Here is a 21,175-nt window from a genome sequence, read left to right as displayed (position 1 = left end):
CCGATGTCTTCGCTCACGTACCACTGGCACGCACCACTAGGCGGACCCACCCATGTCTTCTTCGGCCACCCATGTCGATCCCAGGCGCTGGAAAGCGCTCATATTCATCGCCCTGGCGCAGCTCATGGTCGTGCTCGACGCGACGATCGTGAACATCGCGCTGCCCTCCGCCCAGGCCGATCTCGGCATCTCCGACGCGAACCGGCAGTGGGTCATCACGGCGTACGCCCTCGCGTTCGGCGGTCTGCTGCTGTTCGGCGGGCGGGTCGCCGACCTGTGGGGCCGCAAGCGGACCTTCATCATCGGCCTGGTCGGCTTCGCGCTGGCCTCGGCCCTCGGCGGTGCCGCGTCCAACGAGGGCGTCCTGCTCGGCGCGCGCGCCCTCCAGGGCGTCTTCGGCGCGCTGCTGGCGCCGGCGGCGCTGTCGCTGCTCGCGGTGACGTTCACCGAGGCCCGGGAGCGGGCCAAGGCGTTCGGCATCTTCGGTGCCATCGCCGGTGGTGGCGGTGCCGTGGGTCTGATCCTCGGCGGCGTGCTCACCGAGTACATGAACTGGCGCTGGACCTTCTTCGTCAACATCCCGTTCGCCGTGGTCGCGGCCGTCGGCGCGCTGCTGGTGATCCGTGAGCCCGCGGGCAGCCGCAACCCGTCCAAGCTGGACGTGCCCGGCGTCATCCTGGCCACGCTCGGCCTGGTCTCGCTGGTGTACGGCTTCACGCGCGCCGAGTCCGACGGGTGGGGCGCCGGAATGACCGTCGGCCTGTTCGTGGCCGCCGCCGTGCTGCTCACCGTGTTCGTCCTCGTCGAGTCGAAGGTCAAGTCCCCGCTGCTGCCGCTGCGGGTGCTCACCGACCGCAACCGGGCCGGCGTCTACGCGTCGCTGGGCCTGGCCGTCATCGGCATGTTCGGTCTGTTCCTGTTCCTGACGTACTACATGCAGATCGTGAAGGGATATACGCCGGTCACGACCGGTCTGGCCTTCCTGCCGATGATCGTCGGCATGATCACCGGCTCGACGCAGATCGGCGCCCGGCTGATGACCCGCGTCCGGCCGCGGCTGCTGATGGCCCCGGGCTTCCTGCTCGCCGCCGTCGGCATGTTCCTGCTGACCGGCATCGACCTGGACACGTCCTACCCGGCGCTGATCCTGCCCGCTTTCCTGCTGCTCGGGCTCGGCATGGGCACGGCCTTCATGCCCGCCATGTCGCTGGCCACGCACGGCGTCCAGCCGCGTGACGCGGGTGTCGCCTCGGCGATGGTCAACACCTCGCAGCAGGTGGGCGGCGCGATCGGCACGGCCCTGCTGAACACCATCGCGGCCAGCGCCACCACCGCGTACGCCACCTCCCACGCGAAGAGCGCGCCCTCGGTGGACCTGCTCAAGCTGGAGTCGATGGTGCACGGCTACACCGCCGCCATCTGGTGGGCGGTCGGCATCCTGGCCGTCGCGGCGGTCATCGCCTTCACCATGATCACCACCGGTCACCAGGGTGGCAGCGGTCCGGTCGCCCGCTCCGGTGACGGCGCGGACACGGCCGAGGACGCCGACGCGGAGGCGGCGAACGTGCCGATTCCGGTCATGGCGCACTGAGCGTACGCAGGGGCGGGCCGGTGGCCGGCCACCAACCGGTGGCCGGTCACCGATGACCCGTCCCGGTGGCCGGCGGCCGGTGACTGGTGCCCCGTCCCGGTGGCCGGTGACCCGTCACAGGTCACCGGCCACGGCCCGTACCCCGGGTGACGCCGAACCCTCCGGCGCCGGCCCGCCCCTCGCTCCCCGCTTCTCGTCTTCTTCTCAGCGGAGCCAGGGCAGGTCGGCGCCCTGGGGTTGCAGGCCGTCCGCCACCGTGCGGCAGATGGCGGCCAGCTGGCCGACCTGCTCGGGGCTGAGCCGGTCGAATATCGCCGCCCGCACGGCGGCGACATGGCCGGGGGCGGCCTTCTCCAGGACGCGCAGGCCCTCGTCGGTGAGGACGGCGTTCTGACCGCGCTTGTCGGAGGGGCAGTCCTCGCGCCGGACCCAGCCGCTCTTCTCCAGGCGGGCCACGGCGTGCGAGAGCCGGGAACGGGTGATCTTGGCGTTCTGGGCCAGTTCGGTCATCCGCAACCGGCGCCGGGGGGCCTGGGAGAGCTGGACGAGCAGCCCGTAATAGACGTGCGGCATGCCTGCGTCACGCTGGAGCTGGCGGTCGAGGTGGTCCTCCAGGAGCGTGGTGGCGTGCAGGTACGACTGCCAGGCGTACTGCTCTTCGTCGCTGAGCCAGCGAGGCTCACCTGCGGGTTCGGTGCTCATACCATCCACTGTCTCACCGCTCCGCCATTTCTTGAAGTTTTAACTAAGGGTGACGGGCGGGAAATACGCAGGTGAGCCGTCGTACGAGGGACTGCGGTTTTTTCAGGAACGCTCTGGAACAGCCGCAACCCGAGGCAATCCGTTCAGGAAACGGCGGAAATCAGCCGCTGGGCGCGCACAGCGGCAGCCAGCGCCCGGTCGTCACCGTCCACGGCCGAGGCCGCCACGTCCAACGCCGTGTCGGTCATCTTGATGACGTGCTCGTCGCCGTGCCGGGCGGAACGCTCGAACACTTCCTCCGGGGTGAGCGGCCCGGCCCCTCCAGCGGTGGCAGCGCCTCGCCGGCCGCGTAGACGGAAGTGATCGCGGCACTCGCCGCCCAGGCCGCGCCGAGCGATGCCGCCCACAGGTCACGGGGGAGCGCGGGCAGGGTGCGCAGCACGGCGTTCGGGGCGGTGGCGGTGTGCACCATCAGGACACCGCTGCCGTGCCCGTGGTCGAGATAGCGGTGCACGGTGGCCCGGACCAGCGCCGCCAGCTGCGCACGGGCGGCGTCCGGGTCCTCGTACGGCACCCGCAGCGATCGCGCCGTGGCCGCCCAGCCCGGCGTACCGGGGAGCTGGGCCAGGCCGTCGAGCGGCAGGACCTGCTGGTCGGCGATGCGCGGGAGGGCGGCCAGCGCCTCGCCGGGGGAGGCGGAACCGGCGGGGACCACCGTGACGGGCAGCGTGGTGTGGCGTGCCGCCCAGTAACCGAGCGCGTGCGCCAGCTCCGCGACGCGCGGCGCCTCCTCGCCGTCGTCGAGGAGCGTCCGTACGACATGACCCACCCGGATGACGGGATGCGTCGCGGCACCGGCGATGCCGGGCAGCAGACGCGGCCACCACTCGGCCAGCACCTCCCGCCACGGGCGCTCGGCGACCAGCCGGGTGAAGTACGCGGTCCAGTCGGTGACCCGGCGCGGATCACCCAGCGCCGTCCGCCAGTCGTCGTCCGAGATCGTCTCCCGCGGGCTCGGCACCTCCTCCAGCTTCGTCGCGTAACGGTCGAGCCAGCGGTGGACGGAACCCGCCTGTCCGTGCCGGACCAGGGCCTCCACCGCCATCGGCCCGTGATTGGCGAGAAACCCCTGGAACTCGGGGCCCGAGGCGTGCAGGCGTTCCAGAGCCTCGTCGAGAATGCCGCTCTCCAAGTCCATGTGCCGAGGCTAGGCCGGGTGACCGGGCGCCGTAACGGACGCCGGTCCCATGCCTCCGTACGGAAATGGTCGTAAGGCCGGAGGGTCCCCGCCGTGTCGAGCCCAATTCGAGCGGAGATGCCGGGTATTGGCGGGAGGGCGAGGGCATGATGAGTGAGGAGACGCAAGTGGACAGCCAGCCGCGTAGCGACGCCGAGGCGCCCCGCGAGCGATGAGACAGGCGCGGGCGACGCGCCACATGGGAGCGCTGACATGTGGACGAGTGACGGGACGGGCGCGGCCGGTGGTGCCGAGGGGGTGCGCTGGGCCGTCTTCGCCGCGGGACAGCCCCGGTTGGCGCGGCAGGTGGAGAAACGCTTCACGGCGCACGGGCCGCACGTCCTCGGCACGGTCCGCCGCGACGGCTCCCCGCGCCTGAGCGGCATCGAGGCGGACTTCCGCTTCGGTGAACTGTGGCTGGGCATGATGATCCGGTCCCGCAAGACGCTGGACCTGCGACGTGACCCGCGTTTCGCCCTGCACACCGACCCGGGGCCTTCCTCGGACATGGCGAGCGGCGACGTACGGCTCGCCGGGCGAGCCGTGGAGGCCACCGATCCGGCGCTGCTCGCACGGTATACGGCGGAGACGAATCCGCCGGAGCCGTTCCACCTGTTCCGTACGGAGCTGACCGAGGTGGTCCGGACCTACGTCGAGGACTCGCACATCGTGCTGGAGACCTGGCGGCCCGGCGGCCCCCTGCGCGTCATCCGGAGGGGGAACGGCGCCGAGCCGCCCGAGGTCATCGTCGTGCCCGAGTAGGGCATCGGCGCGTTGCCGGGCGTCGGCCGGGGCCATGTCGTCGGTGAGCGGGCGAGGTCAAGGCGTCAAGAGGTCAAGGCGTCAAGGCGCCGGCGGGCGGGGTCCGGCTCTCAGCGGGACGGGTGGGGCTGGTGTGTCCTGTGCGCTCCCCGTGTCCGGTGCGCTCCGTGCGCCCGATGTGCTCCGTGGGGACGGTGTTGGCCGTGGGGCTCGCGGGTGCGGTGGGTGCGGAAGACGTACAGGGAGACGACGAACATCACCGCGCCCATGACCAGGCCCATCCGCACCGACTCCAGGAGGGACGGCCCGGACGTGTGGGAGATGCTGTAGAGGTAGCCCATCGCGATGCCGAACAGCGTTCCGTACGCCAGCGCCCGCACCTCGGTGATCAGCGTCGACTGGATGCGTACCAGGGCCAGCCCGAGCGCTCCGCTGACGGCGGCCGCGATCAGGCCCAGCAGCCAGGCGTGGCCCAGTGAGGAGCCGCTGGTGCGGTCGACGAAGGCGGTCCACAGGCCGTAGAGGACCGCCGCGGCGACGGGCAGGGCCAGGGCGGTGGTGGACATGCCGCGCCGCTTCGAATCGGGTGCGTTCTCGTGCGGGGCCGGCTGGGACCCGGGCTGTGACGGTGACCGGAACTGGGACTGGGACCGGGGCTGTGACCGGTACGTGGGCCCGGACCGCGGGTCCGCGGTGGCGCCGTGCCGGTGGACGGGTGTCTCCATGACGGGCTCCTCTCACTCGCCCCCGTCTTCCAGGCCACACCCGGGTCTCGCCACCGTCAACTGGAAGGGCCGGCTCCGGCCCGTCGCCGGGGTCGCCCCGGGCCCGTCGGCGGACGACGGCAGGGCGCCCGCGCGCTCAGTCCAGGTGCTTCTCGTACCAGGCGACGTCCCAGTAGCGGCCGAACTTGCGGCCGACCTCGCCGTACGTACCGACGTGCCGGAAGCCGAAGCGGGTGTGCAGCCGGACCGACGCCTCGTTGGGCAGGGCGATGCCCGCGTACGCGCGGTGCACGTCCTCGTCCGCCAGCGCCTCGAAGAGCGCCTTGTACAGCAGCGTGCCGACACCGCGCCCGACGGCCTCGGGCGCGCAGTAGACGCTGACCTCCACCGAGGTGGCATAGGCCGGCTTGAGCCGGAAAGGCGTACTGGTCACATAACCCAAGAGACTCCGGTTTGTCCGGTCCCGGGCAACCAGAAGGCGGTGCGGGCCGTCTTCAGGGTGGGAGAGCAACCACGAGCGGCGCTGCTCGGGGGTGAAGGGCTCCGTGTCGAAGGTGATGGGCGTCTCACGGACGTAGTGGTTGTAGAGGTCCGTGAGGCTGCCGAGGTCGGTCTCGGTTGCCGCCCTGACCTGCACTTCCCGGTACTCCGGAGACATCCGACCTCCTCGGTGGGGCATGCAGGGTACTGCATGATCACGAAAATAGGTGCTCGGCAGGGGAATTCTGTCCGGATTCCAGCCGTTGTTTCCTTCGGAAGGGGTACTCGGGTCTCGCACCCGGTGTCCCACCGCCACCATCCCGCGACCGACTCATCGCAAAGGGAGCACACGCATGGCAACCCGTGCCGTCGCCCGACGTCAGGCCACCAGCAGCGGTGCTGACGGGGCCAACAGTGTTCGCGCCGTAGGCGGGGAGATCGCCGACCGCGACCTGGTCGGCATGTACCTCGACGAGATCGCGCGAACACCCCTGCTCGACGCCGCCAGGGAGGTCGAGCTGTCCCAGACCATCGAGGCGGGCGTCTACGCCCGGCAGATCCTCGACGGGACCGTCGATGACGGCAACGCCGCCGGCGGTACCCGCGAGGAGCTCGAAGCGCTGGCCGAAGAGGCCGAGAAGGCCAAGGACGTCTTCATCCGTTCCAACCTGCGCCTGGTCGTAGCGGTCGCCCGCCGCTACCCGCGCGCCGGTCTGCCCCTGCTCGACCTGATCCAGGAGGGCAACGCGGGCCTGGTCCGCGCGGTCGAGAAGTTCGACTACGCGAAGGGCTTCAAGTTCTCCACGTACGCGACGTGGTGGATCCGTCAGGCCATCACCCGCTCCATCGCGGACCAGTCGCGCACCATCCGGCTCCCCGTCCACCTCGTGGAGGAGCTGGGCCGCATCCGCCGCGTCCAGCGCGAGTTCAACCGTGAGAACGGCCGCGACCCGGAGCCCGCCGAGGTCGCCCAGGAGCTGGGCTCCACGCCCGAGCGCGTCACCGACGTCCTGGACTGGGCCCGCGACCCGGTCAGTCTGAACATGTCCGTCGACGACGAGGGCGACACCCAGTTCGGCGACCTGCTGGAGGACACCTCCGCGGCCTCGCCCGAGCAGTCCGTCCTGACGCTGCTGCGCAGCGAGGAGCTGGAGGACCTGATCGACCGGCTCGACCACCGTACGGCCTCGATCATCAAGGCGCGGTACGGCATCGAGGACGGCCGTGAGCGGACCCTCACCGAGGTCGGCAAGCAGCACGGCCTGACCCGTGAGCGGATCCGCCAGATAGAGAAGCACGCGCTGCTGGAGCTGAAGCGGATGGCGCGCGACACGGGGTTCGACGCGGCGGCGTAGCGACCGCGGGGCCGCGGGGCCGCCGTCTGCGGCCTGGTGGTAGCCGCCGGGCCGCCGTCTGCGGCCTGGTGGTAAACGTGGCGGCTGCGTTCCGCCGGCATTCCTCCCTGATGGTCAGAGGTGGCCTGACCCGGTGAGGGGCGGCAGCCTGCGCCCGATCTGATCCGTCCCGATCCGCCCCCTTCCCCCATGGACGAGCCCCGGTGCCGAATCCCCCCTCGGCGCCGGGGCTCTTTGCTATCCACTCATGCCCGTTTGGTTGTGCTGCGTGCCCGAGTGTGTTTACTTACCGCTCATCCGCACGTACCTTTGGCTCGAAACCACACGGTCGGGCACGAGGCAGGCACGAAGACATATGTACGCAGCGGAGCGGCAGCAGGAGATCCTGCGACTGGCGCGGGAGAGCGGACGGGTCGACGTCCTCTCGCTCGCCGAGGAGTTCCAGGTCACCGCCGAGACCGTACGCCGGGACCTGAAGGCCCTGGACCGGGCCGGCCTGGTCCGCCGGGTGCACGGCGGCGCCATCCCCGCCGGGCGCCTGGACTTCGAGCCGGACCTCGCCGAGCGGGACACCGTCGCCGCCGACGAGAAGCAGCGCATCGCGCGGGCCGCCCTCGCGGAGCTGCCCGGCGGGTCGGCGCCCGGCAGCGTGATCCTCGACGCGGGCACCACGGCCGCCCGGATCGCCGCCGAGCTGCCGCTGGAGGCCGAGCTGACCGTCGTCACGCACGCGCTCCCGGTCGCCGCCCGGCTGGCCGACCACCCGGGCCTGACCCTCCACCTCGTCGGCGGCCGCATCCGGCACCGTACGCGGGCCGCGGTCGACGACTGGGCGCTGCGCGCCTACCGCGAGATCAACGCGGACGTGGTCTTCCTGGCGACCAACGGCTTCTCCCTGGAGGGCGGCCTGACCACCCCCGACCTCGCCGAGGCGGCCGTGAAGCGGGCGGCGATGGCCGCCGCGCGGCGGGTCGTGCTCGTCGCGGACAGCAGCAAGTTCGGGCAGGTGCACTTCGCCCGCTTCGGCGGACTCGCCGACGTGGACCTGCTCGTCACCGACACCGGGCTCAGCCCCGACGACGCCCTCGCCATCGAGCGCGCGGGCACGGAAGTAGTGCGCGCATGATCCTCACCGTCACCCCCAATCCCAGCCTGGACCGTACGTACGAGATCCCGGCGCTGGAGCGCGGCGCCGTGCTGCGGGCCACCGCGGACCGGATCGACCCGGGCGGCAAGGGTGTCAACGTCTCCCGCGCCGTGGCCGCGGCCGGGCACCGCACGCTGGCCGTCCTGCCGCTCGGCGGCCCGGCGGGCGCGGCGCTGGGCGGCCTGCTGGCGGCGGAGGGCATCGAGGTCGCGGGCGTGCCGGTGGCCGGACAGACCCGGTCGAACATCTCCGCCGTCGAACCGGACGGCACCCTCACGAAGATCAACGCGGCCGGGCCCGAGCTGACCCCCGACGAGTCGCGGGCACTCCTCGACACCGTACGGACCCGCTCGGCCGGAGCGGACTGGATCGCCTGCTGCGGCAGCCTGCCGCGCGGCCTGGCCCCCTCCTGGTACGCGGAACTGGTCGCTCAGGTGCACCGGGCCGGGGCCCGGATCGCGCTGGACACGTCCGGGCCGTCGCTGACCGCCGCGTTGGAGGCACGCCCCGATGTGGTCAAGCCCAACGCGGAGGAACTGGCCCAGGCGGTCGGCCGTCCGCTGCGCACCGTCGGCGACGCCGTGGAAGCCGCGCGGGAACTGCGCGCCCTGGGCGCGGGCGCGGTGCTCGCCTCCCTCGGCGCGGACGGGCAGCTGTTGGTCGACGGGGACGGGGAGCACTTCGCCTCCGCGCCGGTGGCGACCGTACGCAGCAACGTCGGCGCGGGTGACGCGTCGCTGGCCGGGTTCCTCGCGGCGGGCGGCACGGGCGTACGGGCACTGACCGCGGCCGTGGCCTACGGGGCAGCGGCCGTGCAGCTGCCCGGCAGCGCCATGCCGACGCCGGAGGATCTTGATCTCTCGGCGGTGGCCGTGGGGGAGACCGTGCCGGTGGCGAGGGAGCTGCGGGAGCCGGCGGGATGAGCGGCGGCATGTGCGGGGCGGGGTTGAGCGGACCGGTTCCCGTCGGGACCGGGCGTGGACGTGAAGCGAGCGAAGGAGCCCGCGATGAGTGAGCTGATCACCGCGGAACTGGTCGATCTCGACCTGTCCGCCGAGAGCAAGGAAGCGGCCGCGCGGTCGCTGGCCGAGCGGATGGCCGGGCTGGGCCGGGTCACCGATCTGGAGGGCTTCCTCGCGGACGTGGCCGCGCGCGAGGCCCAGATGCCGACCGGCCTGGACGGCGGCATCGGCATACCGCACTGCCGCAGCGCGCACGTCACCGAGCCGACGCTCGCCTTCGGGCGCAGCGCCGCCGGGATCGACTTCGGCGCGGCGGACGGGCCCGCCGACCTGGTCTTCCTGATCGCGGCCCCGGCGGGCGGCGACGCCGACCACCTGTCGATCCTGTCGACGCTGGCCCGGCACCTGATGGACGAGGAGTTCACGGGGGCGCTGCGGGCGGCGGACGATGCGGGGGCGGCGGCGGCGCTGATCCGGGGAGATGAACCGGTTGCCGTAACGGATGCTCCGTCCGTACCCGAGGCGACGGCCGTACCCGCGGCGACCGCTGTACCTGCGGCGACCGCCGAGGCCGACGCCGCCCCGGAGGAAACGTCCCCTCCCGCCACCCCCTTCAAGATCGTCGCCATCACCTCCTGCCCCACCGGCATCGCCCACACCTACATGGCCGCCGAAGCGCTGGCCAAGGCAGGCAAGGAGGCCGGAGTCGAACTGATCGTGGAGACCCAGGGATCGGCGGGGTTCAAACGGCTGGACCCGGAGGTCGTCGCGGCGGCGGACGGCGTGATCTTCGCGCACGACGTGGAAGTACGGGACAAGGCGCGGTTCGCCGGGAAGCCGACGGTGGACGTCGGGGTCAAGGCGGGCGTCAACCGGCCCGCCGAACTGATCGCGGAAGTACGGGAGAAGGCCGCGCGCGGCGACATCTCCACGCCGGCGGCGGCCGGGCCCGCGCCCATGGACCGGAACGGCGAGGCGGGCGACGGCTTCGGCACCCGGCTGCGCAAGTGGCTGATGACCGGCGTGAGCTACATGGTCCCGTTCGTCGCGGCGGGCGGTCTGCTGATCGCCCTGGGCTTCGCGATCGGCGGGTACGGCATCGACAAGGCGCCGTCCGTCGCCGAGCACTTCGTGTGGAGCGAGTCCGCGAGCTGGGCGGCGCTGCTCTTCCAGATCGGCGGCGTGGCGTTCGGTTTCCTCGTCCCCGTACTGGCGGGCTTCATCGCGTACGGCATGGCCGACCGGCCGGGCCTGGTGCCGGGCTTCGTCGGCGGCGCGATCGCCCTGACCGTCAACGCGGGCTTCCTCGGCGGCCTGATCGCCGGTCTGCTCGCGGGCGCGGTGGTGATGGCGGTCCAGCGGGTCGAGGTGCCGTCCGCGCTGCGCGGGATCATGCCGGTCGTCGTCATCCCGCTGATCTCGTCGGCGGTCGTCGGATTCCTGATGTTCCTGGTGGTCGGCAAGCCGATCGCCGCGCTCCAGAAGGCGCTGACCGACTGGCTGAGCGGGCTGTCCGGCGCCAACGCCGTCATCCTGGGCGTCATCCTCGGGCTGATGATGACGTTCGACCTCGGCGGCCCGCTCAACAAGGTGGCGTACGCGTTCGCCGTGGGCGGCCTCGCCAACCCCAACGACGGCAGCCTGAAGGTGATGGCCGCGGCGATGGCGGCCGGTATGGTGCCGCCGCTGGCCATGGCGCTGGCCACGACCGTACGGGGCCGCCTGTTCACCCGTACCGAGCGGGAGAACGGGAAGGCCGCCTGGGTGCTGGGCGCGTCGTTCATCACCGAGGGCGCGATCCCGTTCGCGGCGGCCGACCCGCTGCGCGTCATCCCGTCCGCGATGGCGGGCGGCGCGGTGACCGGCGCCCTGTCGATGGCGTTCGGCTGCACGCTCCGGGCCCCGCACGGCGGCGTCTTCGTGGTGCCGCTGATCGGACAGCCGCTGCTCTACCTGGTGGCCGTACTGGCCGGTACGGCGGTCACCACCGCCTTGGTGATCCTCCTCAAGGGCCTGCGCAAGCCGGCCGCTCCCGGGTCCGCCCCCGAGTCCACGGCCGAACCGGCCCAGGCTCCTGCCGGGAACACCCCGGTGGCGGCCTGACCGCGGCGGACGCAAGAACGAAGGTGGCCGGTCCCCGTGCGGGGACCGGCCACCTTTTCGCCGTACGGGCCCGGAGGCCTGTGGGGACGGCTGCGCGGAATCAGCCCGCGCTGCCCGCCTGCCACTCGCTCCACGACATGTTCCAGCCGTTGAGGCCGTTGTCCGGCTTCACGGTCTTGTCGGGGGAGTTCTTGACGACCACGACGTCACCGATCAGCGAGTTGTCGAAGAACCACTTGCCCGGGGTGTCGCCACCGCCGCCCCGGTTGTCCTGGAGGCCGACGCAGCCGTGGCTGGTGCCGGCCTTGCCGAAGATCGACGGGCTGCCCCAGTAGTTGCCGTGGATGAACGTGCCGGAGCGGGACAGCCGCATCGCGTGCGGGACGTCCTTGATGTCGTACTCGCCGCCGAAGCCGACCGTCGAGCCGTTCATGCGGGTCTGCGTGAACTTCTCCGAGATGACCATCTGGCCGTTGTACGTCGGGTTCTTCGCGCTGCCGCCGGAGATCGGGATCGACTTGACGGTCTTGCCGTCCCGGACCACCGTCATGGTCTGGGTGTTCATGTCGACGGTCGAGACCTGGGAGCGGCCGACGGTGAAGGACACCGTCTTGGACTGCACGCCGGTGATGCCCTGGCCGCCCTTGACCCCGTCCAGCTCGATCTTCAGCGTGACCTTGGAGCCGGCCTTCCAGTACTGCTCCGGGCGGAAGTCCAGGCGCTGCGCGCCGAACCAGTGCCCGACGACCTTCTGGCCACTGCTGGAGGTCACCGTGATGTGGGACTGGACGTCCTTCTTGTTGGTGATCGCCTTGTCGAAGGTGAAGGACACCGGCATGCCCACGCCGACGGTCTTGCCGCCGTCGGGCGTGTAGGAGCCGATGAAGCTGTTCTTCGACGAGACGGTGGTGAAGGTGGCGTTCTCGGTGGCCGCCCGGCCCTTGCCGTCCTTGGCGTTGGCCACCAGCTTGTACTTCGTGCCGCGCTCCAGCTGCGCCGACGGCTTCCAGGACGAACCGTCGCCGGATATCTCGCCCTTGACCGCCGCGCCGTTGTCCGCCTGCACCAGCTTCACGTCGGTCAGCTTGCCGCCGCTGACCGTCACCCCGGTGTCGTTGATGCTGGCGTCGGTGGCGCCGTCCTTCGAGGTGACCGAGATCTTCGCCTCGGAGGCGTCCTTGGCGGCCGCGGCGTCCGCGCCCGCCTGCCCCTTGCCGTCGTCGCCGCCCGCCGAGGCGTCCCCGCCGCACGCGGACAGGGTCAGCGCACCGGCGGCCAGGAGGGAGGCCGCCGCGAGTCCGCGACGCAGCCGGCGCTTGGTGCGGGACGGTGCGGGCGGCGCGGTGTTGTCCGGCATTGTCACGGGCTGCTCCATGCAAGGGTGTTGTCAGTCAGTGCTGGTAAACAGCAACTACGGGCGGGTTTGGTTGCACTCCCCGAACTGTTGTGATGAACGTCACAGAAGGGGCGGCAGGGGTGTGTCGTCCGGGCCGGACAGCCAGGCGCGCAGGGGTTCGCCGTGCTCGTCCAGGGCGGGCGGGGCGTGCGGGGCGACGACCGGCGTGACGGACAGTCGCAGCGGACTGCGCACCTGTGGTGTCCGGTCCGCGCCGACCGGCACGACCGGGTCCAGGCCGAGCCGTTCGGCCAGGGCCAGCGCCTCGCCGACGGAGTTGACCGGCCCGCACGGCACGGACGCGGCGGTCAGCCGCTCGGTCCAGACCGCGGGCGTCTCCGCCGCCAGCCGCTTCTCCAGCTCGCCGGCCAGTTCGTCGCGGTGGCGCACCCGGTCCTGATTGCGCGCGAACCGCTCGTCGTCGGCGAGGCCGGGCGCGCCGAGCGCCCGCGCCAGCGCCCGGAACTGCCGGTCGTTGCCGACCGCGACGGCCAGCGGCTCGCCGTCCCGGCAGGCCAGCGTCTCGTACGGGGCGATGCTCGGGTGCCGGTTGCCCATCGGGCCCGGGGCGCGGCCGGTGGCCAGGTGCCCGGACGCCTGGTTGACCAGCGAACCGAGCAGCGACGACAGCAGGTTGACCTCGACGTGCTGGCCCTGCCCCGTACGGTCGCGGTGGCGCAGCGCGGCCAGGACGGCGGTGGTGGCGTCCTTGGCGGTCAGGACGTCGACGAGCGCGACGCCCGCCTTCAGGGGCGGGCCGCCCGGTTCGCCGGTGATGCTCATCAGGCCGCCGACGGCCTGCACGACGAAGTCGTACCCCGGCAGACGGGCGCCCTCGCCGGAGCCGAAGCCGGTGATCGAGCAGTGCACCAGGCCGGGGTGGGCGGCGAGGGTGGCCGCCGGGTCCAGCCCGTAGCGGGCGAGTGCGCCGGGCCGGAAGTTCTCGATCAGCACGTCGGCCCGGCGGGCCAGTTCCCGGGCGGCCGCCGCGTCGCCGGGGTCGGCGAGGTCGAGGGTGAGGCCGCGTTTGGAGCGGTTGGCGGCGTCGAAGTACGCGGCCGTGCCGTCGGAGGAGAAGGGCGGGCCCCAGGAGCGGGTGTCGTCGCCGGAGCCGGGCCGCTCCACCTTGACCACGTCGGCACCCAGGTCGGCCAGGGTGGCGGCGGCCAGCGGGCCGGCCAGGACGCGGCTGAAGTCGGCCACGAGGACGCCTTCCAGGGCCTTCGGGGTGGTGTCCAGGGCCTCGGGGATGGCGTCCAGGGCCTTCGGGGTGGCGTGGGGCGCGGTCGACTGCGGCACGTGCGGACTCCTCGCGTCGGGAGGGCGGTGTGCCACATGCTCGTGGACGATCTTGGGGGAGGGGAAGGGGGCGTCGGCGTACGGGGGAGCGGGCGTCGGCGTACGGGGTGTGGGTGAAACGTGGGGAGGCCGGGCGGGAGGTGCGGAGGTGCGTGAGCGGTGTGGGAGTTACGTCACGTGTGGGGCGTAAGTCCGTTGAATCCCCTGACGGAAGTCCCTGACATGGTGTCTACTACTGAAGTCCGCACGCCGGGGCCCACACGGGCCCGGGACCGCACCGTCGCGCACCCGACCTGGAGGACCGCATGTTCCCCTCCGTCCCACTCCTCCAGCAGATCGGCCTGGCCATCCTGCTCACCGTCACCGTCGGGTGGGCCGTGAGCCAGGCCCGGCTCGTGCGCCGGCACCGTTTCGGGGCGCCGGCCCCGGCTCCGACCGGGAACGGGACGAGACCGCTGCTGCGCGCGGTCCCGCGGCAGACCGGCCCGGCGGGGCCGCCGTCCGAGCGTGTGGAGCTGAGCGCCGCCGAGCGCGAGGCCTTCGCCGGGCTCGTACGGCAACTGGACGGCAACGAGCGGCACTGAACGGCACTGAACGGCACCGAGCCGGGCCGGAATCCGGCGCCGTGATGCCCCGGTTCCCGTCCCGGCTCCTGCTACGGCTGCGGCCCCGGCCTCAGCGCACCGGCCCCAGCTCTAGCGCACCGGCCCCAGCTTCAGCAGCGCCAGCGAGGTCAGCATCTGCACCGCCACCGCCACCGCCGCCTTGACGGTGGACAGATGGTGCTGCCCCCGGATGAGCAGGATGGCCAGCAGGTAGCCGAAGCCCCAGGTCGTCCAGGCCACGGCCTGCACGAGCGTCGAACCGTGCGGCAGCCAGGTGGCCAGCACCAGCCGCGGCAGGTCGGTGACCCAGAACAGCACGACGAACAGGCTGACCGTCGGCTCGAACCGGCCGTTCCCGCCGATCGTGCGCGCTATGGCATGGGTGACCACGCCCAGCGCGAGACTGGCCAGCAGGACGCCCGCCTCCGCGACGGCCGCCAGCTCCAGAGCATCCCGCTGGTCCAGCGCCCACTGCTTGCGGAAGGCGTCCACCGACACGATGCCGAGGGCGCCGCTGATCAGGCACAGCAGGACGGCCGCGCTCCAGGCGCTGCGGTCGCGCGCCTCGTCCATCACCTCGACGGGCCGGTACCAGAGCCCCAGGAACAGACGGTGCCACCACAACCGCCGGCGCCGCTTCGGCGGCTGCGGCGGGCCCGGATTCTTCTTGGGCGATGGCTGGACGAGCGTGGGGGAGGCGGCGGCACGGACATAAGGCCCGTTCTACCACCGGTGTCAGGAGGGCGGCTGCGACGGGTGGAGGTCTCGGTACGACGGGTAGAGGTCACGGTACGACGGGAAGCAGCCGCCCGGGGTGTCCACCGTCTCCGCCGCCAGTACGCCCTTGACCACGGCCCGGACCAGCACGTCGGCCCCCGCGGCAAGGATCTCGTTGAGGGCGGCGGTCTCGGCGTGCGCCCCGAACACCGCGTCGGCGTCGGCCGCTTGCGGCGTCAGCGGCCGGTCACCGGTGGCGAGGGCGAAGACCGTGTCGCCGTCGGTGAGCAGGTGCGCCGGGCGTACGGCACGGGCCAGCCCGTCGTGTGCGGTGCCCGCCAGCTTCTGGGCCTGGGCACGGGTCAGGACCGCGTCGGTCGCGATGACGGCGAGGGTGGTGTTCAGGGGCGGGCGCGCGGAGACGGCCGAACGTCGCTCGGAAGCGGTACGGGCCTCGGCGAGACGGCGCCGCGCGCCGGCGTGCGCGCCGGGGGAGGGCAGGCCGGTTCCGTCGCCGTCTTCGGGCACGGCTCGCGCCAACACCTCGCACACGTCCCCGTACTGCCCGTACAGCACCCCGGTACGCGGATCGACCACCGACCCCGCCGCGTTGACGGCCGCCAGCGCGGCGACCGTGACGCCCGACGGCAGGACCAGGCTCGCGGTGCCGATGCCGCCCTTGACGCCGCCGGCCACCGCGCCCGTACCGGCACCGGTGTTGCCCTGCGCGACGGGCGCGTTCAATGCCGTGGCGGCGGCGTCCTCGATGGCGGCGCGGCCCAGCGCGGCGTCCGGGCGGGCGTACCAGTCGCCGCCGCGCCCCAGGTCGAACAGGGCCGCGGCCGGGACGACGGGGACGACCTGCGCCGGGTCGGGGCCGACGCGGTAGCCGCGGCCCTGCTCCGCCAGCCAGGCCACCGCCCCGGAGGCGGCGTCCAGGCCGAAGGCGCTGCCGCCGGCCAGGACGACCGCTTCGATGCGCTGGACGAGGTTGCGGGGGTCCAGGGCGTCCGTCTCGCGGGTGCCGGGGCCGCCGCCGCGTACGTCCACGGCGGCGATGACACCGCCCTCGGGCGCCAGGACGACGGTGGTGCCCGTCAGGCGGCCGTCGCCGAGGAGTTGCGCGTGACCGACCCGGAGTCCGGTGACGTCGGTCAACGCGTCACCCGGGCCGGGACGTTGCGTGGCCTCCTCAGGGGCGAAGGAGGAGGCGCGGGCTGCGGCTTCGTCGTGCGACTGCTGAGGGTCGTCGGCCATGGCACATGCGTACCACGGGGGAAGCCGGGGCGGTACGGGGAGCGGCGGGGAAGGGCGGAGAAAGGCGGGGCTTCTGTCCGGGCCCCGCCACGGGCGACGTCAGTGGCCCGCCGGGCCCATCACGACGACCGGGTGCTGCGCCGGGTCCAGCGTGCGCAGCAGCTCCTGCATCACCTCGGGCTTGAGGCTGATGCAGCCCTGCGTGGGCCCGTTGTGGTCGACGTGCAGCCAGACGCCGCCGCCCTTCGCGGCGCCCTGCGGGCGGCGCTGGTCCAGGGGCGAGGACCCCTTGACCCGGTTGTAGTCGATGGCGATGACGTAGTCGAAGGCGCCGCCCAGCGGCTCCCCTTCGACGCCGGTGCCGTGCGCGACGAAGCTGCTGTTGCGGTCGTACGGCAGCTTGGTGCCCTCCGGCGGCGCCAGCTTGCCGCCCGCGTCGCTGAGCGTGAACACGCCCTCGGGCGAGCGCAGGTCACCGTAGTGGTGGTCCGCGGTCCACCCCCGGGAGGCGTTGTGCGCCACCCAGCGGGCGCCGGGGCGCCAGTCCTCCGAGTGCTCGGCGCGGGTGTAGAGCACGACGGCGGAGTCGTGCGCGTCCGGGCCCTGGCCCGTGACGACCAGGACCTGCCGGGACTCGGCCGGGATCTGCTTGCGGGTGGCGTCGCTCAGGCCCGGGATCGTGCGCGGGGCCGGCGCGGAGGTACCGCCGGTGACGTGGTGCGCGGGGGTGTCCGGTGCCGAGGGGGCCGGGCGGGCCTGGTCGGCGCGGTGGCCGTCGTGGTCGTCGCCGGAGGCGGGCCACGCCCACAGCGCGGTGCCCACGAGGGTGGTCAGGGCGAGACCGCTCACGGCCTTGCCGCGACGGGTCATCCTTATTCGCGTACCGCCCGGCTGGGCGTGGCGGGCAGCCATGTCGTGGCGTCTCCTCGCCCGTCGGCTCTGGCCGGTGGGCTGTCGCAGGTATAAATCGGGCAATCTGCACCCTACACCGTTCGGGTAAATGCTCAGTACAGGGCCTGGTGCTGTTCATGCGTCGGGAGAGGCCAATGGCTGAAAGCCGCAGGTCCTTTGGCCGGAATGGCGGGGTCCGCTGGTCGGCTGTCCAGTGCTGGCCCAGTGCTGGCCCAGCACTTGCCCTGTCGCGCGGTCAGCTGCCCAGTGCCTGCCCCTGACGTGCGGTCAGCGCCGCACCCGCCGCGACTGGTGGCGACGCCACCGTCCGGTCGGCAGGACCGCCGCACGGCCCGCGAACGTGCGGGCCCGTACGGCCGCCTGTGGAGTGGGCTCAGCGGACGGTGATCCTCACCGATCTCGTCTCGGAGTACGCGCGGCTCTCCGCCGACTCCGGGGTGCCGTTCGTGCAGCGGTAGCACCCGAACAGTTCGACGACGGTGGTGCCCGCCCGGTCGGCCGAGAAGGTGTACCAGTCCTTGCGGTCGCCCGCCGCGTCGCCTTCGACGTGCGGCACGTCGCTCAGCAGCGGAGCGGGGCCCGAAGCGCCGCGGCTGACGACCCGCCAGGTGATGCCCGGTACGTTCGAGTAGGCGTTCGGCAGCGAGAAGCGTTCTCCGCGCCGGACGGTCACCTCGCCGCCGGAACCGCCCGTGAAGCCGGTGCCCAGCGCGCGCCCCCGCTTCAGGTCGCCGCCCGTCGCGTTCGGTGCCGCGCTCGGCGCGGCGCCCGGCCCCGTACCGACGGTGACCTGGTACGTCATGGTGCGCTCGCGGTCCGCCGAGGTCAGCACGATCCGCGCGGTGCCGGGCTTGACGGCGTGGAAGGGGGCTCGTACGGCGTCCTTCGCGCCGGCGCGCGAGGCGGCACCCGGGGTGGCATCCGAGGCGGCACCCGAGGCAGCGGCGACGGAACGGTACCGTACCGTCGCTCCCTCGACCTTCGGCTCGTCCACCCGCCAGCCACTGCCGCCCGCCCGCAGCACGATGTCGAAGTCCGTACCGGCCCGCACCCGCAGGCTCGTCGCCTGGGACGGGAACTCCCAGGCCGCGCCCGGTACCCCGCCCGGCGTGGTGGGCGACGGCGAGGCGGTCGGCGCCTTGACGCAGCAGTCCGACTTGCCGCCGCACGCGCCCGTCGTCAGGGCGACGAGCGCGGCGCCGGCGGTGGCCAGAGCGGCGGCGCGCAAACGGGGAGCGGACTTCCGAGGACCGGGCTTCCGAGGGCCGGGGAAGCGCATCATCAGGCGGCTCACTTCGGTACGTGCACGGCGTACGCGTCCGGCAGGTCGTTGTCGGACGCCTTCTGCATCCGGCCGTTGACGAAATCGTCCTCGCTCACCCAGGTCGTGGTCCCCCACGGGTTGTAGACCTGGAGCATGTCGCCCTCCTGGCCGACGATCATCATGGCGTGGCCGCTGCGGTCGCCGTCCTTGTAGCCCTCGACGCCGATCGGTACGGGCTTGCCCTCGGCCACCGCCTTCTCGATGTCCGGCAGTGCGTCCCGGCGGGCGTCCGCGCTGCCGGTCTCGCGCAGCTCGTACGCGCCGCCCGTGTGCGGGCTGATCTCCTTGTTGACGACCTCGGTCTTGCCGTCGTTGTCCATACCGCTGGGCGCTCCGGTGCCGAACCAGCCCTCGTGGCCGCCGTCGCCCTCCTCGTGCACCCGGTGCTGCTCGTCCACCAGGCGCTCGCGGAACGCCTTGGCGTCGTTCTCCTGGCCCGACTCGCCGCCGGTGAGGCCCAGCGCGTACACCGGGTCGACCATGGCCCGCGCGGTGACGGTCGAGGAGGCCACACAGGTGCCCTCCTGGCCGTCGCCGCCCTGTGCCCAGGCCTGGCCGTCGAAGGCCGCGGTGTCCCTGTTGACGTTCGACCCGTCGCTGTTGAGCCCTTCGTCGTCCTTGCTGTCGCCCTGGGTGACGACCGGCGTGAGGTGGGCGGCCAGCCACGCCTCGTCGTCGCCGTGCGGGTGGATCTTGTCGCGGAAGCCGCGTACGGAGTCGAGGTCGTTGCCGGCGGCGAGCGCCTTCATCAGGTAGGCGCGTTCCTCGGGCGACTTGGACTCGGCGAGCATCCGCTCGAACTCGGCCCGGTCCCCGGCGTTCATCCTGTTCAGGTACTGGCTGGACCGCTGGAGATCGTTGCTGGTGAGGATCTCGTTCTGCTCGCGGGCCGGGTCGTTCTCGTCGACGGTGGAGGTGTCGGCGAGCATCAGCTTGTCCGCGGCGGTCAGACCCCGCGCGGTCACCTTGCCCGAACGGGCCTCCGCGGCGTACTTGTTCAGCTCGCGCGCCGCCGCCCGCCCCGCGTCGTCGGCGGTCACGGCCGCGCGGTACAGGTCGGCGACGCCGGTCTGCGCCAGGCTCTTCGCCCGGTTCTTGGCGTCCTCCTCGCCGTCGTCCTCCCACATGTCGTCGAAGAACCCGTCCTCACCGCCGAGCAGGCTCAGTGCCTCCTCCAGGCTGGGGCGGCCCCGGCTGTCGGTGTCCTGGGCGGACCGTACGGCGTCCGCGAGCCGGATCAGCTCGCCGCCGGCCTTGCTGAACGCCTCCGCCATCTGCTGCGCCGCCCGGTCGGCCGCGGCCACCACGTCGGCCGCCTTGACCGCCGTCGTGCCGGTCCAGGCGTCCGGCAGGGTCTCCTGGGCGACCTTCTGGACGCGGGGCTGCACCTCGTGGCTACAGGCGTCGGCCGCGGCGCGGTAACTCTTGCCGGCGCTCTCGATCGAGCCGGGGTGACCGAGCGGCGCCTGTACGGCGAGCGCCTTCTTGATCTCGGACATCAGGTCGTTCTTGCTGTCGGCACCGTCGATGCCCTTGACCCGCTCGGCGAGTTCGGCCCGCCGTGCCGTCGTGGATTCGCCCGCCATGTGGGCCGCCTTTCCCCCGTGGTGCTGTTGTTGTGGCTGTTGCAGGTGGTGTGGTGGTGCTGTGGTGTGTTGGTGGTGCCGGGGGCCTGTTCACGGCACCGGGTGGGTGCTCACGGTGACGGCGAGGTGCCCGAGGCGCGCGCGGTCAGCCGTAGCTCCATCAGCGCGGCCACCGCCTCGAACCAGCGGGCGAGCGTCTCGTCGTCGTCCACGCCTCCGGTGACCCCGGCCGCGGCGGCGAGCCAGGCGCCCGCCGTACGGGCCGGTGTCTCGCCCGGCAGCGGCAGGTCGAGCGCGGCGGCGTACGCGGCGCCGCCCGCACGGACGACCTCGGCGAGGTAGGCCACGGAACGGGGCAGCACGCCGAGCCGGCCGAGCGTCACGGCGGCGGCGATCGCCCCGTCACCGAAGAGGGCGCGGCGGGCGTGGCCTTCGGCGGGCAGGCCGAAGCGCAGCATGGACGGGACGTCGAGCCGCAGCAGTTCGTCGTCGGTCTTCGGAGGGAATGCGGTCATGGCTGGCTTGCCCTGTTCTGGTGGCGTGGTGTCGGCCTACGGCCTGGCCTTGGCCTCTGGCCAGGCTTTGGGCCTACGGCTTGGCCTTGGCCTGGCGTGATGCGGCCTGGTGTGCGGTGGCGGTGTGGCCGCCGGTCAGCCGAAGGGGTGCTGCCCGCGCCGGAGGGCGCCGGGGCGGCGGCCGCGTGGCGCAGGCCGGAGATGGCGGAGTGGTCCGCGGCACCGTAGTTGTTCGTCGTGGTGCGGAGTTTCTTCGCGATCTCGCCGAGGGCGTCGTGCAGAACGGTGGCTTCGTGCTGCCAGGCACCGGCGAAGTTGTCGAAGGCGGGGGCCGCGTCCTCGCCGCCGAACGCGTCCGGCCTGCTGCACGCCTGCTGCGGGATGGATTTCTGTACGGAGGCGAGTTGTCCGGCGGCGGAATCCAGTTCCGACGCGCTGCTCTCCGTACCGGATTTCTTGATCGCGTAACCTGACCCGTTGGCCATGCCTGAGTACCGTCC

At 72.6% G+C, this 21,175-nt stretch carries 19 protein-coding genes and 1 pseudogene; 7 read left to right on the top strand and 13 right to left on the bottom strand.

Annotated elements, in window-relative coordinates:
• Positions 1–52: 52 nt before the first annotated feature.
• A complete protein-coding gene (locus tag ACEXOX_RS21185) occupies positions 53–1,591 on the top strand; it encodes an MFS transporter (protein ID WP_406522519.1) in 1,539 nt (512 codons plus the stop codon).
• A gap of 204 nt (positions 1,592–1,795) precedes the next feature.
• Here the strand turns inward: ACEXOX_RS21185 and ACEXOX_RS21180 are convergent, their stop codons facing one another.
• Both ACEXOX_RS21180 and ACEXOX_RS21175 read right to left on the bottom strand, forming a co-directional pair.
• Positions 1,796–2,293, bottom strand: a complete 498-nt coding sequence (locus ACEXOX_RS21180; RefSeq protein ID WP_030024258.1) for a MarR family winged helix-turn-helix transcriptional regulator — start codon at positions 2,291–2,293, stop codon at positions 1,796–1,798.
• Between the two features lie 143 nt (positions 2,294–2,436).
• Positions 2,437–3,491 (bottom strand): annotated as a pseudogene (locus tag ACEXOX_RS21175) (questin oxidase family protein).
• A 252-nt stretch (positions 3,492–3,743) separates the two neighbouring features.
• Between ACEXOX_RS21175 and ACEXOX_RS21170 the strand changes: the two are divergent.
• On the top strand, positions 3,744–4,292 hold the full coding sequence (locus ACEXOX_RS21170; RefSeq protein ID WP_406522517.1) for a pyridoxamine 5'-phosphate oxidase family protein: 549 nt from the start codon (positions 3,744–3,746) through the stop codon (positions 4,290–4,292).
• 110 nt (positions 4,293–4,402) lie between these two features.
• On the opposite strand, the gene ACEXOX_RS21165 is transcribed toward ACEXOX_RS21170, so the two are convergent.
• Together ACEXOX_RS21165 and ACEXOX_RS21160 are read right to left on the bottom strand one after the other, a co-directional pair.
• A complete protein-coding gene (locus ACEXOX_RS21165) occupies positions 4,403–4,858 on the bottom strand; it encodes a hypothetical protein (RefSeq protein ID WP_406522516.1) in 456 nt (151 codons plus the stop codon).
• A gap of 295 nt (positions 4,859–5,153) precedes the next feature.
• Positions 5,154–5,675 carry a GNAT family N-acetyltransferase gene (locus ACEXOX_RS21160; protein ID WP_406522514.1) on the bottom strand — a complete coding sequence of 174 codons (522 nt, stop codon included), beginning with the start codon at positions 5,673–5,675 and terminating at the stop codon, positions 5,154–5,156.
• A gap of 175 nt (positions 5,676–5,850) precedes the next feature.
• On the opposite strand from ACEXOX_RS21160, the gene ACEXOX_RS21155 reads away from it, so the two are divergent.
• The 4 genes from ACEXOX_RS21155 (at position 5,851) to ACEXOX_RS21140 (ending at position 11,064) form a co-directional block, all read left to right on the top strand.
• Entirely contained in the window at positions 5,851–6,852 is a 1,002-nt protein-coding gene (locus tag ACEXOX_RS21155) for an RNA polymerase sigma factor RpoD/SigA (protein WP_030024263.1), read from the top strand.
• Positions 6,853–7,207: 355 nt separating this feature from the next.
• A complete protein-coding gene (locus tag ACEXOX_RS21150) occupies positions 7,208–7,978 on the top strand; it encodes a DeoR/GlpR family DNA-binding transcription regulator (protein WP_030024264.1) in 771 nt (256 codons plus the stop codon).
• Entirely contained in the window at positions 7,975–8,922 is a 948-nt protein-coding gene (gene pfkB, locus ACEXOX_RS21145; protein ID WP_406522511.1) for a 1-phosphofructokinase, read from the top strand. Before ACEXOX_RS21150 ends, pfkB begins: the two co-directional genes overlap by 4 nt.
• Positions 8,923–9,006: 84 nt before the next feature.
• Positions 9,007–11,064, top strand: a complete 2,058-nt coding sequence (locus ACEXOX_RS21140) for a fructose-specific PTS transporter subunit EIIC (RefSeq protein WP_406522509.1) — start codon at positions 9,007–9,009, stop codon at positions 11,062–11,064.
• Between the two features lie 100 nt (positions 11,065–11,164).
• Here the strand turns inward: ACEXOX_RS21140 and ACEXOX_RS21135 are convergent, their stop codons facing one another.
• On the bottom strand, positions 11,165–12,421 hold the full coding sequence (locus ACEXOX_RS21135) for an Ig-like domain-containing protein (RefSeq protein WP_406526418.1): 1,257 nt from the start codon (positions 12,419–12,421) through the stop codon (positions 11,165–11,167).
• Between the two features lie 99 nt (positions 12,422–12,520).
• On the bottom strand, positions 12,521–13,711 hold the full coding sequence (locus ACEXOX_RS21130) for a CaiB/BaiF CoA transferase family protein (RefSeq protein WP_406526417.1): 1,191 nt from the start codon (positions 13,709–13,711) through the stop codon (positions 12,521–12,523).
• 353 nt (positions 13,712–14,064) lie between these two features.
• Between ACEXOX_RS21130 and ACEXOX_RS21125 the strand changes: the two genes are divergently transcribed.
• Entirely contained in the window at positions 14,065–14,343 is a 279-nt protein-coding gene (locus ACEXOX_RS21125; RefSeq protein WP_406522507.1) for a hypothetical protein, read from the top strand.
• A 111-nt stretch (positions 14,344–14,454) separates the two neighbouring features.
• On the opposite strand, the gene ACEXOX_RS21120 is transcribed toward ACEXOX_RS21125, so the two are convergent.
• The 7 genes from ACEXOX_RS21120 to ACEXOX_RS21090 all read right to left on the bottom strand — a co-directional run bounded on the left by ACEXOX_RS21120 (position 14,455) and on the right by ACEXOX_RS21090 (position 21,160).
• The gene (locus tag ACEXOX_RS21120) at positions 14,455–14,988 is read right to left on the bottom strand and encodes a YIP1 family protein (RefSeq protein WP_125058906.1); all 534 of its coding nucleotides are present in this window, start codon (positions 14,986–14,988) and stop codon (positions 14,455–14,457) included.
• A 111-nt stretch (positions 14,989–15,099) separates the two neighbouring features.
• Positions 15,100–16,338: a P1 family peptidase gene (locus ACEXOX_RS21115; RefSeq protein WP_406522506.1), complete on the bottom strand. Its 1,239-nt coding sequence runs from the start codon at positions 16,336–16,338 to the stop codon at positions 15,100–15,102.
• Positions 16,339–16,437: 99 nt separating this feature from the next.
• Complete coding sequence (locus ACEXOX_RS21110) at positions 16,438–17,250, bottom strand: L,D-transpeptidase family protein (protein ID WP_406522505.1); 813 nt, start codon at positions 17,248–17,250, stop codon at positions 16,438–16,440.
• Between the two features lie 373 nt (positions 17,251–17,623).
• On the bottom strand, positions 17,624–18,478 hold the full coding sequence (locus tag ACEXOX_RS21105; RefSeq protein ID WP_406522504.1) for a hypothetical protein: 855 nt from the start codon (positions 18,476–18,478) through the stop codon (positions 17,624–17,626).
• 62 nt (positions 18,479–18,540) lie between these two features.
• Positions 18,541–20,160, bottom strand: a complete 1,620-nt coding sequence (locus tag ACEXOX_RS21100) for a peptidoglycan-binding protein (protein WP_406522503.1) — start codon at positions 20,158–20,160, stop codon at positions 18,541–18,543.
• 110 nt (positions 20,161–20,270) lie between these two features.
• Positions 20,271–20,675 (bottom strand): hypothetical protein, encoded by a 405-nt coding sequence (locus tag ACEXOX_RS21095; protein ID WP_406522502.1) that lies wholly within the window; start codon positions 20,673–20,675, stop codon positions 20,271–20,273.
• Positions 20,672–21,160, bottom strand: a complete 489-nt coding sequence (locus ACEXOX_RS21090) for a WXG100 family type VII secretion target (protein ID WP_406522500.1) — start codon at positions 21,158–21,160, stop codon at positions 20,672–20,674. Before ACEXOX_RS21090 ends, ACEXOX_RS21095 begins: the two co-directional genes overlap by 4 nt.
• Positions 21,161–21,175: the final 15 nt, after the last annotated feature.

Origin of the sequence: Streptomyces sp. Ac-502 (assembly GCF_045222935.1) — a bacterium.
GTDB lineage: Bacteria > Actinomycetota > Actinomycetes > Streptomycetales > Streptomycetaceae > Streptomyces > Streptomyces monomycini.
The sequence above is the reverse complement of the archived record's forward strand: the minus strand, read 5'-3'. Positions and strand labels throughout refer to the sequence as shown.

What these genes read in the sequence shown, in the direction of transcription:
- ACEXOX_RS21185 (WP_406522519.1), top strand. Translation starts at nt 53, where the DNA reads ATGTCTTCTTCGGCCACCCATGTCGATCCCAGGCGCTGGAAAGCGCTC.
- ACEXOX_RS21180 (WP_030024258.1), bottom strand. Translation starts at nt 2,293, where the DNA reads ATGAGCACCGAACCCGCAGGTGAGCCTCGCTGGCTCAGCGACGAAGAG.
- ACEXOX_RS21170 (WP_406522517.1), top strand. Translation starts at nt 3,744, where the DNA reads ATGTGGACGAGTGACGGGACGGGCGCGGCCGGTGGTGCCGAGGGGGTG.
- ACEXOX_RS21165 (WP_406522516.1), bottom strand. Translation starts at nt 4,858, where the DNA reads ATGTCCACCACCGCCCTGGCCCTGCCCGTCGCCGCGGCGGTCCTCTAC.
- ACEXOX_RS21160 (WP_406522514.1), bottom strand. Translation starts at nt 5,675, where the DNA reads ATGTCTCCGGAGTACCGGGAAGTGCAGGTCAGGGCGGCAACCGAGACC.
- ACEXOX_RS21155 (WP_030024263.1), top strand. Translation starts at nt 5,851, where the DNA reads ATGGCAACCCGTGCCGTCGCCCGACGTCAGGCCACCAGCAGCGGTGCT.
- ACEXOX_RS21150 (WP_030024264.1), top strand. Translation starts at nt 7,208, where the DNA reads ATGTACGCAGCGGAGCGGCAGCAGGAGATCCTGCGACTGGCGCGGGAG.
- pfkB (WP_406522511.1), top strand. Translation starts at nt 7,975, where the DNA reads ATGATCCTCACCGTCACCCCCAATCCCAGCCTGGACCGTACGTACGAG.
- ACEXOX_RS21140 (WP_406522509.1), top strand. Translation starts at nt 9,007, where the DNA reads ATGAGTGAGCTGATCACCGCGGAACTGGTCGATCTCGACCTGTCCGCC.
- ACEXOX_RS21135 (WP_406526418.1), bottom strand. Translation starts at nt 12,421, where the DNA reads ATGCCGGACAACACCGCGCCGCCCGCACCGTCCCGCACCAAGCGCCGG.
- ACEXOX_RS21125 (WP_406522507.1), top strand. Translation starts at nt 14,065, where the DNA reads ATGTTCCCCTCCGTCCCACTCCTCCAGCAGATCGGCCTGGCCATCCTG.
- ACEXOX_RS21115 (WP_406522506.1), bottom strand. Translation starts at nt 16,338, where the DNA reads ATGGCCGACGACCCTCAGCAGTCGCACGACGAAGCCGCAGCCCGCGCC.
- ACEXOX_RS21110 (WP_406522505.1), bottom strand. Translation starts at nt 17,250, where the DNA reads ATGGCTGCCCGCCACGCCCAGCCGGGCGGTACGCGAATAAGGATGACC.
- ACEXOX_RS21100 (WP_406522503.1), bottom strand. Translation starts at nt 20,160, where the DNA reads ATGGCGGGCGAATCCACGACGGCACGGCGGGCCGAACTCGCCGAGCGG.
- ACEXOX_RS21095 (WP_406522502.1), bottom strand. Translation starts at nt 20,675, where the DNA reads ATGACCGCATTCCCTCCGAAGACCGACGACGAACTGCTGCGGCTCGAC.
- ACEXOX_RS21090 (WP_406522500.1), bottom strand. Translation starts at nt 21,160, where the DNA reads ATGGCCAACGGGTCAGGTTACGCGATCAAGAAATCCGGTACGGAGAGC.